Genomic DNA, 13,418 nt, shown 5'->3' on the forward strand with positions numbered 1-13,418 from the left:
AATCATCCCATGATTCTATGATGGGCTCCATGCCCGACGACGAGACCCAGCGCCAGCCCCTGACCCTGAACAGGCACACCACCGCGGCGAACATCCCCCTGGACGCCCCGGCCCCGCCGACCGCCGCAGGCCCAGCCCCCTGGCTCCTCCGCCTGGTCACCGTCGGTCTCGTCCTCACCGCGCTCAACCTCCGCCCCGCCATCACGAGCCTCGGCGCCCTCCTCGAAGAGGTACGGGACGGGCTGCACATGAGCGGCAGCGTCGCCGGTGTCCTCACCTCCGTACCGCCGCTCTGCTTCGCCGTCTTCGGCATCATGGCGCCGCGCCTCGCCCGCCGCTTCGGCCCCGGCGCGGTCGTCTGCGCCGGCATGGTCGCCATCACGGCCGGACTGCTGATCCGGCCCTTTGTCGGCTCCACAGCCGGGTTTCTCGCCGCCAGCGCCCTCGCGCTCATGGGCATCGCCGTCAGCAATGTCCTGATGCCGGTGATCGTCAAGCGCTGGTTCCCGGACCGGGTCGGCTCCATGACCGGCCTGTACTCCATGGCGCTGGCCCTCGGCACCTCACTGGCCGCGGCCGTCACCGTGCCCATGACCGATGCGCTCGGCGGCAGTTGGAAGGCCGGTCTGGGCATCTGGGCCGCGCTCGGGGCGGCGGCGATCCTGCCCTGGATCCCGCTGGTACGGGACCGGCGCGGCGCCCAGGGGCAGCCCGCCGCCCAGCAGCACCAGGGCGTCCCGGCCCTGCGGATCACCCGCTCCCGCACCGCCTGGGCCCTCGCCTGCTTCTTCGGCCTCCAGGCCACGGCCGCGTACATCACCATGGGCTGGATGCCGCAGATCTTCCGCGACGCCGGGGTCTCCGCCGGTACGGCGGGGGTGCTGCTCGCCGTGACCATGGCCATGGGCGTGCCGCTCGCCTTCGTCATCCCTCGGGCCGCCGCCCGGATGCGGAACCAGGGCCCGATCGTCGTCGTACTCGGCGCCTGCGGCCTCATCGGCTACGCCGGTCTCTACCTCGCACCGGCGGGCGGCGCCTGGGCCTGGGCGCTCCTCCTCGGCATAGCCAACTGTGCCTTCCCGCTCGCCCTCACCATGATCGGCATGCGGTCCCGGAGCGGCGCCGGAGTGGTCCGGCTGTCGGCGTTCGCCCAGTCCACCGGCTATCTGATCTCGATCCCCGGCCCGCTGCTGGTCGGCGTGCTCTACCAGCACAGCGGCGGGTGGGGGCTGCCGATCGCGCTGATGGCGGGCCTCATGGTGCCGCAGATGGTGGCGGGAATTCTGGCCGGGCGGGACCGGACGATCGAGGACGAAAGCTGAGATGCGAGACTGGCCCCATGCCAGTGCTCGATCCGAATCCCCAGAACGGTCAGAAGAAGCTTCTCCTCGTGCTCGGAGTGATGCTCCTGATCACGGTGATCATCGGAGTGATCGCTTCGATCGCCTCTCCCTGACACCTGCCCGAGTGCCACGCCCCCACGTCCCCGCCGGGGATGGTGGGGCTGGCACCACCATCCCCTAGGGGGCCAGGGTCAGGGTGAAGTGGGTGGGTCACCGGATGGGACGGGCGCCGCCGGATCCGTAGGTTTCAGGTATCAGAACCGATGACCCACGGAGGCGGACATGTCGGCCCGTACGTACACCCGGTCCCCCCGCCCCGCGTCGGCCGGGGTCGAGATCCGGCTGCCGTGGTGGGCCATCGCGCTCCCCTCGGTAGCCTTCGCGGCCCTCCTGCTGATGATCGTGGGATCCGGCCAGGCGCACGCGGCGACGGGCGACCCGGCGATCGGCCGGTTGCTTCAGCGAATCGTGGACCTACTGATCCTCTGAGGGCGTTCACCCACAGCGGGGGAGCCCCTCAACACCCTGCGACGGGCGGAGCATTTCATGCGAAGCTGAGGTGTATGAGCGTCGATACACCTCGCAGGATCGTCCTTCTCAGACACGCAAAGGCGGAATGGTCGCAGGACTCCGACCACGAGCGGCCGCTCGCGGAGCGCGGCCGCAAGGATGCGTCGGTGGCAGGCCGCAAACTCGTCGATTCCGGCATCGTCGTCGATCTGGCCCTCTGCTCGACCTCCGCCAGGACGCACGAGACCTGGAAGCTGGCGGTACACGAGATGCCGAAGCGTCCCAAGACCGTGTACGAGGAGCGGCTCTACGAGGCCTCGCTCGGCGAGCTGATCGCCCTGATCAACGGGACCCCCGATGAAGTGCGGAACCTGCTGATCATCGGCCACAACCCAGGGATGCACGCTCTCGCCGACGCCCTCTCCGCATCGGCGGAGGGCGACACCCTGGCCCGGATGACCCACGGCGGATTCCCGACCGCCGCATTCGCCGTCGTCGAGTTCTCCGGCTCCTGGAAGGGCGTGGAGCACGGCGTGGGCAAGCTGATCGAGTACTGGACGCCGAACGACTGATCGCGACGTCGTACGCGGATGGGCCCGGCACGGGTGAGGTGCCGGGCCCATCCGCGTACACGGAGCGGTCGATCGGTCAGGCGAGACCGTCGGCCGCCTCGACCTCTTCACGGGTGATCCCGAGCAGATACAGCACGGTGTCCAGGAACGGCACGTTCACCGCGGTGTGCGCGGCCTCGCGGACGACCGGCTTGGCATTGAAGGCGACCCCGAGACCGGCCGTGTTCAGCATGTCCAGGTCATTCGCACCGTCACCGATCGCGACGGTCTGCGCCAGCGGCACTCCGGCCTGCTCGGCGAAACTGCGCAGCAGCCGGGCCTTGCCCGCCCGGTCCACGACGTCGCCGACGACCCGTCCGGTGAGCTTGCCGTCGACCACTTCCAGAGTGTTGGCGGAGGCGAAGTCGAGCCCGAGCCGTTCCTTCAGGTCGTCCGTGACCTGGGTGAACCCGCCGGAGACGACGCCCACTTGATAGCCGAGCCGCTTCAGTGTGCGGATCAGAGTGCGCGCACCGGGGGTCAGTCGCACCTCGGCGCGCACCTTCTCCACCACCGACACATCGAGCCCGGCCAGCAGTGCCACCCGCGCGTGCAGCGACTCCTCGAAGTCGAGCTCGCCACGCATCGCCTGCTCGGTCACCGCGGCGACCTTGTCCTCACAGCCGGCGTGCGCCGCGAACAGCTCGATGACCTCGTCCTGGATCAGCGTCGAGTCGACATCCATGACGACCAGCCGCTGCGCCCGGCGGCTCAGCCCGGCGGACACGACCGCCACATCGACGCCGATGCCGGCGGCCTCGGTCGCCAGCGCGGTCCGCAGCTCCGCGGTTCCGGTGCCGGACACGGCGAACTCGACGGCCGTGACCGGGTACTTCGCCAGCCGGAAGATCCGGTCGATGTTGCCGCCGGTCGACGTGATCGTGGCCGCTATGGCGGCGGTCGACTCGGCGGTCAGCGGGTGTCCGAGCACGGTCACATGGGAGCGCCCGGATCCACGCGGCCGGTTGTCACCGGTACCGGAGATGATCTCGGCCTGCAGCTTCAGCGATTCGGCCCAGCTGTGCACGGTCGCCCGCAGGTCGCCCTCGGTGGTGCCGCCCGCGGTGGGGGTGGTGACCAGTGCGCACAGAACGATGCGGCCACGGGTGACGACCTGCTCGATGTCGACGACATCGACCGCATAGGCGGCGAGCGTGTCGAAGAGCCCGGCGGTGATTCCCGGACGGTCCTTCCCGAAGATCTTCACGAGAAGGGTGGGGGTGTCGGTGCCCTGACGGGACTCAGGGGCCTCAGAGGGCTCGGGAGACGGGGAGGACTGAGGGGACTGAGATGCGCTCATGGTGTTCCCACCGTATCGGTCTCCCTCACCCCCTCGAACCCCCGTCCCGCGGACCGGACAGCGGAAACGGTCCCCGGCCGACCCGCCCCGGCCCTGTCCCCGGCGGGAGTGAGCGGCCCTGCACGGCGTGTGTCCGATGCGACGGGCCATTCAAGCCCGGGGGTCCCGCATGCCCTCAAGGCAGGATGAAGCGGCGCTCCGTCCGGGGGTCGGGCGCTCTCCCGGGCCCGTCCGGCCGTCGGGGACAACGCGGTCAGCCGGCCCTGGACGGCCGGCCCGGCGGCGGCAACCCTTCCACGTCCCCCGGCCCGGGCCCGGGACCCGGCGGTGGCACTGCCGGCCGTACGGGCGGACCGATCGGCCCCGCCACCGTCGGCGCACCGTGAATCCCGTCCCTCGCCGGATCCGGATACGGACGCAGATACGGATTGGTCTCGTCGTGCGACGGCCGGTACACCCGCGACGGTGTGTACGGTCCGGGCTCCCCACCGCCACCGCTGCCTCCGCCACCGCCGGCCGGCCCCGTCCCCGACGGAACCGCCCCCGCCAACCAGGCCACCGCCGCCCCCACACCACCCGCGCCCGCACCCCACACCGCACCCAGCAAGGCTGCCGCCCCCGTCCGCCCGTGCAGCTCGATCCCGGCGCCGAACGCGTCGAAGCCCAGCACCGAAAGCGACGCATCCGCGGACACCTGCGTCAGCCACACCAGGAGCGCCAGCGCCGACGCTGTTACGCCGCCGAGCCGCACCGCACACCGCCTCACGAACCCGGCCCCGGTCAGCTCCCCCCGGGGCGTGCGGGTCGCGGCCAGCACCCCCGCGTACAGCATCATCACCGCGGCGGCGACCGCCAGCAGCCAGACCCGGCCGTCCAGCCCGGCCAGCCGCCCGACCGTCACCGGCTCGTCGGCGGACATCCGTAACAGCTCGTCCAGCGGATCGGGCAGCACCTTGGCCAGCTCACCGGTCGCCTGCCCGTCCCACGGCACGAAGAGGCCGAGCGGCACCCCGAGCCACGCCCCGTTCGGCGCCCCGAGCAGCGCGGCGCCGACGATGCGCTTCGGGTGGGCGTCGCCGACCGCCGCGTACGCCGCGGCCGCGCACCCGGCGACCACCGCGACCAGCAGCACCGACACGACCGCGGACGCCGCAGGCCGCACCGTCCGGTCCAACCGTGCCAGCCCGGACGGCAACGGGGTGCGGCGCGAAGCGAGCAGGGCGATGACCAGCACTCCGAGCACCCAACACGCGCCACCCGCAAGGGACTTGGGCGAGTCGACGGTGAACCCGACCTGTGCCTGCGCCCGGGCGAGATCCGCCAACCGGTCCGGCAACAGCCCGACCGGATCACCGAGCCCGCCGGGCAGACCGCCACCCCCTCCTGCCCCTGGCACCCCGTCCAGCCCCAGCGCCCCGCCGTCGATCGTCACGACGTCGTGACCTGCCCAGGCGAGCCCGCCGAGTACGGCGACGAACATGACCGTCAACACCCCTGTGCGGACCGCGAGTTCGGCACCGGAGGCGACCGCTCCCACCCCGCGCAGCGACCGCAGGAAGAAGAAGGAGAGCAGCAGTGCACCGACCAGCCCCACCCCGAGCGGTGTGACGGCGAGAGCGGTGTGCGCCTCGGCGTCGTCCAGCCCGAACGCCGAGACATTGCCGGACGGGGAGACCGATCCACCCGCTCCCAGCACCACGACGGCCGCCGTCATCGGTCCCAGCGACCCGGCCGAGTCGGCCCCGAGCAGATGCAGCCCGAGGGCCGCTGTCCCCGCCATCCCGGCCATCGCCCAGCTGACCGAGGCGACGGCCGCCAACACCACGTCACCCCAAGGGATATGCCCCGTACCGCCGCCCCTGCTCCCGCGTGCGTACCTCGCCATCAGGGACCCCCTCAATCCGCGCCGAGATGCCCTGAGTTGACCTGGTCACTCATGATCCGTACACACTCGTGGGCGCTTCCCACTCTCCGAGCCTGTTTCTCCCCCGTCAACGGTGCGTCGCAGCAGGTCTCGATTCGGTCTTGACCCCGCCCGACTTTCGTATCGGTGACTGCTCCTGGAATAGTTCCCCACGATGTTCAGCATCCCTAGACTCCCTGTGATGGGGGTAACTCGGGGGACAACTAGTGGGGCGCGGAGTGCCGGAACTCGTACTGGAATTGAATGGAAGGACCTGGACGCTCGATCCGTCCAGGCCATACACCCTCGGTCGCGATCCACAGGGCGACCTGACGATCGACGACGCCAGGGTTTCGTGGCGGCACGCCACGATCAGCTGGGCGGGCCGGAGTTGGTTCATCGAGGACCACGGTTCCACCAACGGCACCTATGTGCAGGGCCGGCGAATCCACCAGATGGAAATCGGGCCGGGCTCGGCCGTGCACCTGGGCAACGCCACTGACGGACCGCGGCTGAGCTTCAGCGGCGCCGCCGACGTGTACAGCGGTCAGGGCGCGGGCGCGCAGCAGGCCCCCGCTCAGCAGCCCCAGCAGGGTGGCGCGGGCCGGCCGGGACAGCAGCAGGACCCCGCGGCACACCAGCAGCAGGCATGGCAGCAGCAGGGCGCGCCGCAGCAGCCTCAGGTCCCGCACCAGCAGGGCGTGGCGAAGCCGCCCGCCGCGGGTGGACCCGGTGGTGCCGCGGGGGCTCCGCCGGTCTACGGGGACCGCAGTCCGACGACGTTCCACCAGGTGGCCCTGGGCAGGGTCATGCGCATCGGTCGTGCGCTGGAGAACGAACTCGTCGTCTCCGACCTCCAGGTCTCGCGCCATCACGCCGAGTTCCACGCGACACCCGACGGCCGCTTCGAGATCCGCGATCTCGGTTCCCACAACGGCACGTACGTCAACGGTCAGCCGCTCCAGAAGTCCGGCTCCGCACTGATCGGCCCGAACGACATCGTCGGCGTCGGTCACTCGACCTTCCGCCTGGTCGGCGACCGGCTGGAAGAGTTCGTCGACACCGGTGAGGTCTCCTTCTCCGCCCGCCACCTCACGGTGACGGTCGACGGCGGGAAGCAGATCCTCAAGGACGTCTCGTTCGGCGTCCCGGAGAAGTCGCTGATCGCGGTCATCGGCCCCTCGGGTTCCGGCAAGTCCACCCTGCTCAAGGCGCTCACCGGCTACCGGCCCGCCAACCAGGGTGACGTCCTCTACGACAACCGGAACCTGTACAAGCAGTTCGCCGAGCTGCGCCAGCGCATCGGTCTGGTCCCGCAGGACGACATCCTGCACAAGGAACTCACTGTCACCAAGGCCCTCAAGTACGCGGCCAAGCTCCGCTTCCCCGCGGACACCACCGAGGCCGAGCGCCAGTCCCGGATCCACGAGGTCCTCGCCGAGCTCAAGCTCGACATCCACAAGGACAAGAAGGTCACCTCGCTCTCCGGTGGCCAGCGCAAGCGTGTCTCGGTCGCCCTGGAGCTGCTCACCAAGCCGTCGCTGATCTTTCTGGACGAGCCGACCTCCGGCCTCGACCCGGGCATGGACCGCGACGTCATGCAGCTGCTGCGCGGTCTCGCCGACGACGGCCGTACGGTCCTCGTCGTTACGCACTCCGTCGCCGAGCTGGCGATCTGCGACAAGCTGCTCGTCATGGCGCCCGGCGGTTCCGTCGCCTACTTCGGTCCGCCGGAGGAAGCGCTCAACTTCTTCGGCTACACGACCTGGGCCGACGTCTTCTCCGCCTTCGAGAACTACCGCGACTACGACTGGGCCGGCCGCTGGCGCGGTTCGCAGCACTACCAGATGTACGCCGCGGACATCGACGCCGTCGCCGCACAGTCCGTACACATGCCGCCCCCGCAGCAGATGCGCCCGCCGAAGCCGCAGGGCTGGGGGACGCAGCTGTGGACGCTGATGCGCCGGTACGTGTCGGTGATCGCGTCCGACAAGGGCTTCATGGGGCTGATGGTGATCCTCCCGGCGGTGCTCGGCATCGTCAGCGTGGTCATCCCGGCCGACTTCGGCCTGGCCCCGCCGAAGCCGCCGTCCCGGTTCAACGGAGATGCCGGAACGATCATGCTGATCCTCGCGGTCGGCATGTGCTTCTCCGGTGCGGCCAACTCCGTACGAGAACTGATCAAGGAACGCGTCATCTACGAACGGGAACGGGCCACCGGCCTCTCCCGCTCCGCCTATCTGATGTCCAAGGTGATCGTCCTCGGCGTGATCACGGCCATCCAGGGCGTCATCATCTGCGGCATCGGCTTCGCCACCCGCGATCTGCCCGAAGAGGGTCTGATCATGCCGCCGGCCGTCGAGCTCTGCGTGACGATCACCGCGCTCGGCTTCACCTCGATGATGTTCGGGCTGGTGATCTCCTCGCTGGTGAAGACCTCCGAGAAGACCATGCCGCTGCTGGTCATGTTCGCGATCGTCCAGGTCGTCTTCACCGGCATCCTCTTCCAGGTGTACGGATCGCCCGGCCTGGAGCAGTTCGCCTGGCTGATGCCGTCCCGCTGGGCCATCGCGGGCGCGGGCTCGACGCTCGACCTGGCGCACCTGATGCCGCCGTGGGACCAGAAGAACCCGACCGACCTGGACCCGCTGTGGGAGCACACGGCCGGTCAGTGGGGGATGAACATCTCGGTGCTGCTGTTCCTCGGCATCATCTGCGGCTTCGCGGTCGCGCGACTGCTGCGCCGCCACGAGCCCGAGGTCATGCGCAAGTAGACGTGGGCACCGCGCACGGAACACCGAAGGGCGGCACCCCGGATCGGGTGCCGCCCTTCGGCGTATGCGTGTGCGCGGTGCTGTGCCGCGTCGATCAGTACGCGCTGTTGACGTTGTCGATCGAGCCGTACCGGTCGGCGGCGTAGTTGGCCGCGGCGGTGATGTTGGCGACCGGGTCGTAGATGTTCATCGAGGTACCGGGGACGTGGTACGCGTTGAACGTCGGCTGGATGACCTGCAGCAGACCGCAGGACGGAGTGCCGTTCTGGGCGTTGATGTCCCAGCCGTTGATCGCGTTCGGGTTACCGGTGGACTCCCGCATGATGTTGCGGTGCAGACCGTCGTACGAACCCGGAATGCCCTTGGCCTTCATGATGGCCAGCGCCTCGGAGATCCAGCCGTCCAGGTTGTTGGCGTAGACCGGAGTACGGGCGACGGAGCGCGTGGTGACCTGGGTGGACCGCTTCGCGACCTCGGCCTTGGCCTTCGCGGCGGCCTCGGCCTTCGCCTTGGCGGCGGCCTTGGCCTTCGCGGCGGCCTGGGCCTTCGCCTTGGCTGCGGCGACCCGCTTCGCCTTGGCCGCGTCAGCGGCCTGCACCAGCTTCTCGGCGGTGGAGTGCTGCTCGATGATGCTGGCCTGGATGGTCCTGGCCTGCGGGGCACTGGGGGCGAGGCTGAAGACCACCGGAGCGGCGGAAGCGGCCTGCGGCTCGGTCTGCGGCTTGGCCGGCGTCTCGGCGTGGGCCGGGACGAGGGAGAGCGAGAGAGCGGCGGCGGCGACAGCGGAGACGCCCGCCACGGAGAGCTTCTGGGTCTTGTTCAGGCAGCGAATACGGCTGGGGATGCTGGACGCGGACATTCAGTCGTACCTCTTCGAATCGCTGGAGTCCTCACGGAGGACGAGACGGAAGCGTGGGTTCGCATCTCCGTCGGGGACGAGTGCAATTCTTAGCGGCCGCAAAATCCCGTGGCAAAGGAGTGACGTACGAAGCTGGGTAGTGGATCAGGGGAGCGCTCGAACGGGACGGTCCGCGCTCATGACCACTCATGTGGCCCTTATGCGTCCACTAGCCGGCTTCGTAAGTGACATGGGTCCTATGCGCGGCCTCACATCGGCCGCGTAACAACTTCACCAATCGTTGCTTCGGCAATTCGGAGCGTGAGACTCCGTTTCAGGGAGCAGTAGATGCACGTCTCCGAACTCATGCCAGAGGTACCGGTGCCGCAGCGCCTCCGGGTATGCGCACTGCAGCGCGGCCCGCCCCGCGACCGCCTCCAGCATCAGCAGATGCGAGGCCTCCGGCTCATGCAGCCCGGTCAGCAGCCCGTCCACCACCCGCACCCCGCGCTGCGGCGTCACCACCAGATCCGTCCAGCCGGCCGCCGGCCGCACCACCCCGTCCGCGCCCGCAGACGACTCCAGCGCCCGCACCGCCGTCGTACCGACCGCGATCACCCGCCCGCCCGTCGCCCGCGCCGCGTTGACCAGCCAGGCCGTCGTCCGCGGCACCTCGAAGCGCTCCGGGTACGGCGGCTCGTACGCCTCGGCCGACGCCACCCCGGTATGCAGCGTCAGCGGCGCGAACTGCACCCCGCGACGCACCAGCGCGGCCACCAGCCACGGCGTGAACGGCCGCGCTGCGCTCGGCATCTCCGCCGAACCGCTCCCGTCGGGGGCCTGAACCGCGAACACCGTCTGATACGCGGACAACGGCTGGTCCCGCTCCGTGTACCCGTAACGGATCGGCCGCCCGTACCGCCGCAGCAGCCCCGGCACCTCCGTCGACACCCGCGCCCACCACAACCTGGCGCCCGCCGCCGCACCGCCCAGCGGCTCCTGCAGCACCAGTCGCGAGCCGCCCGGCAGCTGGACGACCGTCCCCGTCGGCCCACCGCGGCGCGGCACCGTCGCCCCCGTCCCGTCGGGGTGGCGCAGCTCCACCGCCCAGCGCCCGTCGTCACCCCGCGTCGAGAAGTGCACGACCACCCGCGCACCGCCGGTCCGCCCGTTCACCGCGGCGGGCAGCGTCGCAGACGTATTGACGACGAGCACGTCCCCGGCCCGCAACTGCCCCGGCAGCTCCCGGAACGCATGGTGCGACACCTCCCGACCCCGGGACACCAGCATCCGTACGTCATCACGCCCCGCGCCGCGCTGCTCCGCCGGCACCCGGGCCGAGAGCTCCGCGGGCACCGTCAATGCGTCCAGGGCGGTCACAGCTCCACCACTGTCTCCGTCAGTGACGGCGCCGCATACCGTCCGCTCGCCGGCCGGCGCTCCAGCAGACGCAGGAACGCGGGCACCACGCTCTCCGGACGCGGCCGCGGATCCTCGTCCTCCGGTACCGCCGCCGCATACAGATCGGTCTGCATGTCGCCCGGATCGACCGCCCACACGCGCAGCCCCGGCTCCTCCACTCCCAGCACCGCGGCCAACTGGTCGAGCGCCGCCTTCGACGCCCCGTAACCGCCCCAGGTCTCGTACGGCTCCGCGGACGCGTCCGAACTCACCATCACGACCGAGCCCGCCGCCGACGCCCGCAGCAGTGGCAGCGTCCCCTGCACCAGACCGAGCGCAGCCACCACATTGGTCTCCAGCGCCTGCCGCAGCCCGCCCAGCGACAGCGCGTCGAGCCGCACGAGCGGCTCCGCACCCAGCGCACTCGCATTGCTCACCAGCAGATCGAGCCCGCCGAACTCACCGGCGGCGGCCACCAGTGCCCCGCGGTGTGCGGCATCCGTGACATCCCCGGGTACGGCCGCCACCCGCGCCCCGCACGCCGCCAGCTCCCTCGCCGTCTCCTCCAGCGCGCTCGCGGTCCTGGCGTCCAGCACCAGATCCCAGCCCCGCTGAGCGAGCGCGGCTGCCAGCGCACGCCCCAGTCCCTTCGAAGCGCCCGTGATCATCGCGACAGGCATGCCAACCGTCCCCTTGCTCCCTAGGCGATCACCGATGGACCTCGGCACCCCCCAACGTAGGAACGTCGCCGTGCCCCGCGCCTCGTCCGCGAGCCGCACCCCCGCAAGGCACTTCGACCTAGGGCCGACGCCCTAGGCACCGGCCGTCCACAGGCCGATCCGGAGCCCCACCCCCGCCGGTACGGTGAGGCCATGAGCCACAGCCCACCGTCGGGCCTCGCAGCGGTGAGTGACGCGCTGCTCGCCATGAGCCGCCACCTCGAAGTGCGTGACGTCCTGAAGACCATCGTCGCCTCGGCCCGCGAACTGCTGGACGCCGAGTACGCGGCCCTGGGCGTCCCCGACGACCACGGCGGCTTCGCCCAGTTCGTCGTCGACGGCGTCAGCGACGAGCAGTGGAAGGCCATCGGCCCGTTGCCCCGGCAGCACGGCATCCTCGCCGCGATGCTCCACGAGGCGAAGCCGGAGCGCCTCGCCGACGTCCGCAAGGACCCCCGCTTCGAAGGCTGGCCGGCCGCCCACCCGGACATGTCCGACTTCCTGGGCCTGCCCATCAGGGACGGCGACGAGATCATCGGCGCGCTCTTCCTCGCCAACAAGCGCTGCCCCAAGCCCCAGGGCGGCTGCGGCTTCACCGCGCAGGACGAAGAGCTGCTGTCGATCCTCGCCCAGCACGCGGCGATCGCCCTCACCAACGCCCGGCTGTACGAGCGCAGCCGCGAGCTCACCATCGCCGAGGAGCGCTCCCGCCTCGCCCACGAGCTGCACGACGCGGTCAGCCAGAAGCTGTTCTCCCTGCGGCTGACGGCCCAGGCAGCCGCCGCCCTCGTCGACCGCGACCCGGCCCGCGCCAAGGGCGAGCTCCAGCAGGTCGCCGCGCTGGCCGCGGAGGCAGTGGATGAGCTGCGTGCCGCCGTCGTCGAACTGCGCCCCGCAGCGCTCGACGAGGACGGTCTGATCGCCACGCTCCGCACCCAGGTCCAGGTCCTGGACCGCGCCCACACCGCCAAGGTCACCTTCGAGAGCCTCGGCGTACGAGCTCTGCCCGCCGCCCAGGAGGAGGCGCTGCTCCGGGTCTCCCAGGAGGCCCTGCACAACGCACTGCGCCACTCGGGCGCCGAGCAGGTCGACGTCACGCTGGCCCGTCGTGGCAGCGGCACGGTGCTGCGGATCACGGACGACGGCAGCGGATTCGAGCCCACGGCGACGCGGCAGGCGGGCCGCCATCTGGGTCTGGTGTCGATGCGGGACCGCGCGAGTGGTGTCGGTGGCAGGCTCACCGTTGAATCGGCGCCCGGAAAGGGCACCACGATCGAGATGGAGGTCCCCGGTGGCTGACAAGATCATCAGGGTGCTGCTGGTCGACGACCACCAGGTGGTCCGCCGCGGTCTGCGTACGTTCCTGGAGATCCAGGACGACATAGAGGTCGTCGGCGAGGCGGCCGACGGCGCCGAAGGAGTCGCCCGCTCCGAGGAACTCCGCCCCGACGTGGTGCTGATGGACATCAAGATGCCGGGCACCGACGGCATCGAGGCCCTCCGCAAGCTCCGTGAACTGGACAACCCGGCCAAGGTGCTGATCGTCACCAGCTTCACCGAGCAGCGGACGGTGGTCCCCGCCCTGCGCGCGGGCGCCTCCGGTTACGTGTACAAGGACGTCGACCCGGAAGCGCTGGCCGGCGCCATCCGCTCGGTCCATGCGGGCCATGTCCTGCTCCAGCCGGAGGTCGCCGGGGCTCTCCTCGCCCAGGAGGACGGAGGCACCGGGACCGGCCGGGGGAGCACCCTCACCGAACGGGAGCGGGAGGTCCTCGGCCTGATCGCCGACGGCCGCTCCAACCGCGAGATCGCGCGGGCCCTGGTTCTCTCCGAAAAGACCGTCAAGACGCACGTCTCGAACATCTTGATGAAGCTGGATCTGGCGGACCGCACCCAGGCGGCGCTCTGGGCCGTCCGCCACGGGGTGGCGGGCTGATCAGCGCCGAAGCGGAGCGGTTCCCTCCGGACTGAGATTCATACTGTCGGGTGTATGCCACCCGAACGGCGCATCCTGTCGGG

At 70.6% G+C, this 13,418-nt stretch carries 12 protein-coding genes; 7 read left to right on the forward strand and 5 right to left on the reverse strand.

Translation table 11 applies throughout. The features are described 5' to 3' along the window. The first annotated feature begins 29 nt into the window (after positions 1-29). The 4 genes from OG972_RS31360 (at position 30) to OG972_RS31375 (ending at position 2,425) form a co-directional block, all read left to right on the forward strand. Complete coding sequence (locus tag OG972_RS31360; protein WP_266987203.1) at positions 30-1,322, forward strand: MFS transporter; 1,293 nt, start codon at positions 30-32, stop codon at positions 1,320-1,322. Between the two features lie 17 nt (positions 1,323-1,339). After that, positions 1,340-1,456 (forward strand): SGM_5486 family transporter-associated protein, encoded by a 117-nt coding sequence (locus tag OG972_RS31365; RefSeq protein WP_266987204.1) that lies wholly within the window; start codon positions 1,340-1,342, stop codon positions 1,454-1,456. Between the two features lie 169 nt (positions 1,457-1,625). Further along, positions 1,626-1,832 (forward strand): hypothetical protein, encoded by a 207-nt coding sequence (locus OG972_RS31370; protein ID WP_266987206.1) that lies wholly within the window; start codon positions 1,626-1,628, stop codon positions 1,830-1,832. 74 nt (positions 1,833-1,906) lie between these two features. Continuing rightward, complete coding sequence (locus OG972_RS31375) at positions 1,907-2,425, forward strand: histidine phosphatase family protein (RefSeq protein WP_266987208.1); 519 nt, start codon at positions 1,907-1,909, stop codon at positions 2,423-2,425. 76 nt (positions 2,426-2,501) lie between these two features. Here OG972_RS31375 and serB read toward each other — a convergent pair whose 3' ends face one another. Further along, a complete protein-coding gene (gene serB / locus OG972_RS31380; RefSeq protein WP_266987210.1) occupies positions 2,502-3,764 on the reverse strand; it encodes a phosphoserine phosphatase SerB in 1,263 nt (420 codons plus the stop codon). Positions 3,765-4,017: 253 nt separating this feature from the next. Further along, positions 4,018-5,649 carry a streptophobe family protein gene (locus OG972_RS31385; protein ID WP_266987212.1) on the reverse strand — a complete coding sequence of 544 codons (1,632 nt, stop codon included), beginning with the start codon at positions 5,647-5,649 and terminating at the stop codon, positions 4,018-4,020. Positions 5,650-5,894: 245 nt separating this feature from the next. Here OG972_RS31385 and OG972_RS31390 point away from each other — a divergent pair, with 245 nt between their 5' ends. Further along, positions 5,895-8,441: an FHA domain-containing protein gene (locus OG972_RS31390; protein ID WP_266987214.1), complete on the forward strand. Its 2,547-nt coding sequence runs from the start codon at positions 5,895-5,897 to the stop codon at positions 8,439-8,441. Positions 8,442-8,535: 94 nt separating this feature from the next. On the opposite strand, the gene OG972_RS31395 is transcribed toward OG972_RS31390, so the two are convergent. From OG972_RS31395 to OG972_RS31405, 3 genes are all read right to left on the reverse strand, one after another. Beyond that, the gene (locus OG972_RS31395; protein WP_266987216.1) at positions 8,536-9,300 is read right to left on the reverse strand and encodes a transglycosylase SLT domain-containing protein; all 765 of its coding nucleotides are present in this window, start codon (positions 9,298-9,300) and stop codon (positions 8,536-8,538) included. A gap of 270 nt (positions 9,301-9,570) precedes the next feature. Then, positions 9,571-10,659: an S-adenosylmethionine:tRNA ribosyltransferase-isomerase gene (locus OG972_RS31400; protein WP_266987218.1), complete on the reverse strand. Its 1,089-nt coding sequence runs from the start codon at positions 10,657-10,659 to the stop codon at positions 9,571-9,573. Next, positions 10,656-11,360 carry an SDR family oxidoreductase gene (locus OG972_RS31405; RefSeq protein WP_266987220.1) on the reverse strand — a complete coding sequence of 235 codons (705 nt, stop codon included), beginning with the start codon at positions 11,358-11,360 and terminating at the stop codon, positions 10,656-10,658. Before OG972_RS31405 ends, OG972_RS31400 begins: the two co-directional genes overlap by 4 nt. A 192-nt stretch (positions 11,361-11,552) precedes the next feature. On the opposite strand from OG972_RS31405, the gene OG972_RS31410 reads away from it, so the two are divergent. Together OG972_RS31410 and OG972_RS31415 are read left to right on the forward strand one after the other, a co-directional pair. After that, positions 11,553-12,698 (forward strand): GAF domain-containing sensor histidine kinase, encoded by a 1,146-nt coding sequence (locus tag OG972_RS31410; protein WP_266987222.1) that lies wholly within the window; start codon positions 11,553-11,555, stop codon positions 12,696-12,698. Further along, a complete protein-coding gene (locus tag OG972_RS31415; protein WP_266987224.1) occupies positions 12,691-13,335 on the forward strand; it encodes a response regulator transcription factor in 645 nt (214 codons plus the stop codon). Before OG972_RS31410 ends, OG972_RS31415 begins: the two co-directional genes overlap by 8 nt. Positions 13,336-13,418 lie beyond the last annotated feature (83 nt).

The organism is Streptomyces sp. NBC_01669 (assembly GCF_026339735.1).
GTDB classification, from domain to species: Bacteria; Actinomycetota; Actinomycetes; order Streptomycetales; family Streptomycetaceae; genus Streptomyces; species Streptomyces yanii.

Bases quoted from the DNA above. Each gene is read 5' to 3' on its own strand.
- OG972_RS31405 (WP_266987220.1), bottom strand. From the start codon at position 11,360: ATGCCTGTCGCGATGATCACGGGCGCTTCGAAGGGACTGGGGCGTGCG.
- OG972_RS31375 (WP_266987208.1), top strand. From the start codon at position 1,907: ATGAGCGTCGATACACCTCGCAGGATCGTCCTTCTCAGACACGCAAAG.
- OG972_RS31410 (WP_266987222.1), top strand. From the start codon at position 11,553: ATGAGCCACAGCCCACCGTCGGGCCTCGCAGCGGTGAGTGACGCGCTG.
- OG972_RS31395 (WP_266987216.1), bottom strand. From the start codon at position 9,300: ATGTCCGCGTCCAGCATCCCCAGCCGTATTCGCTGCCTGAACAAGACC.
- OG972_RS31370 (WP_266987206.1), top strand. From the start codon at position 1,626: ATGTCGGCCCGTACGTACACCCGGTCCCCCCGCCCCGCGTCGGCCGGG.
- OG972_RS31365 (WP_266987204.1), top strand. From the start codon at position 1,340: ATGCCAGTGCTCGATCCGAATCCCCAGAACGGTCAGAAGAAGCTTCTC.
- OG972_RS31360 (WP_266987203.1), top strand. From the start codon at position 30: ATGCCCGACGACGAGACCCAGCGCCAGCCCCTGACCCTGAACAGGCAC.
- OG972_RS31385 (WP_266987212.1), bottom strand. From the start codon at position 5,649: ATGGCGAGGTACGCACGCGGGAGCAGGGGCGGCGGTACGGGGCATATC.
- serB (WP_266987210.1), bottom strand. From the start codon at position 3,764: ATGAGCGCATCTCAGTCCCCTCAGTCCTCCCCGTCTCCCGAGCCCTCT.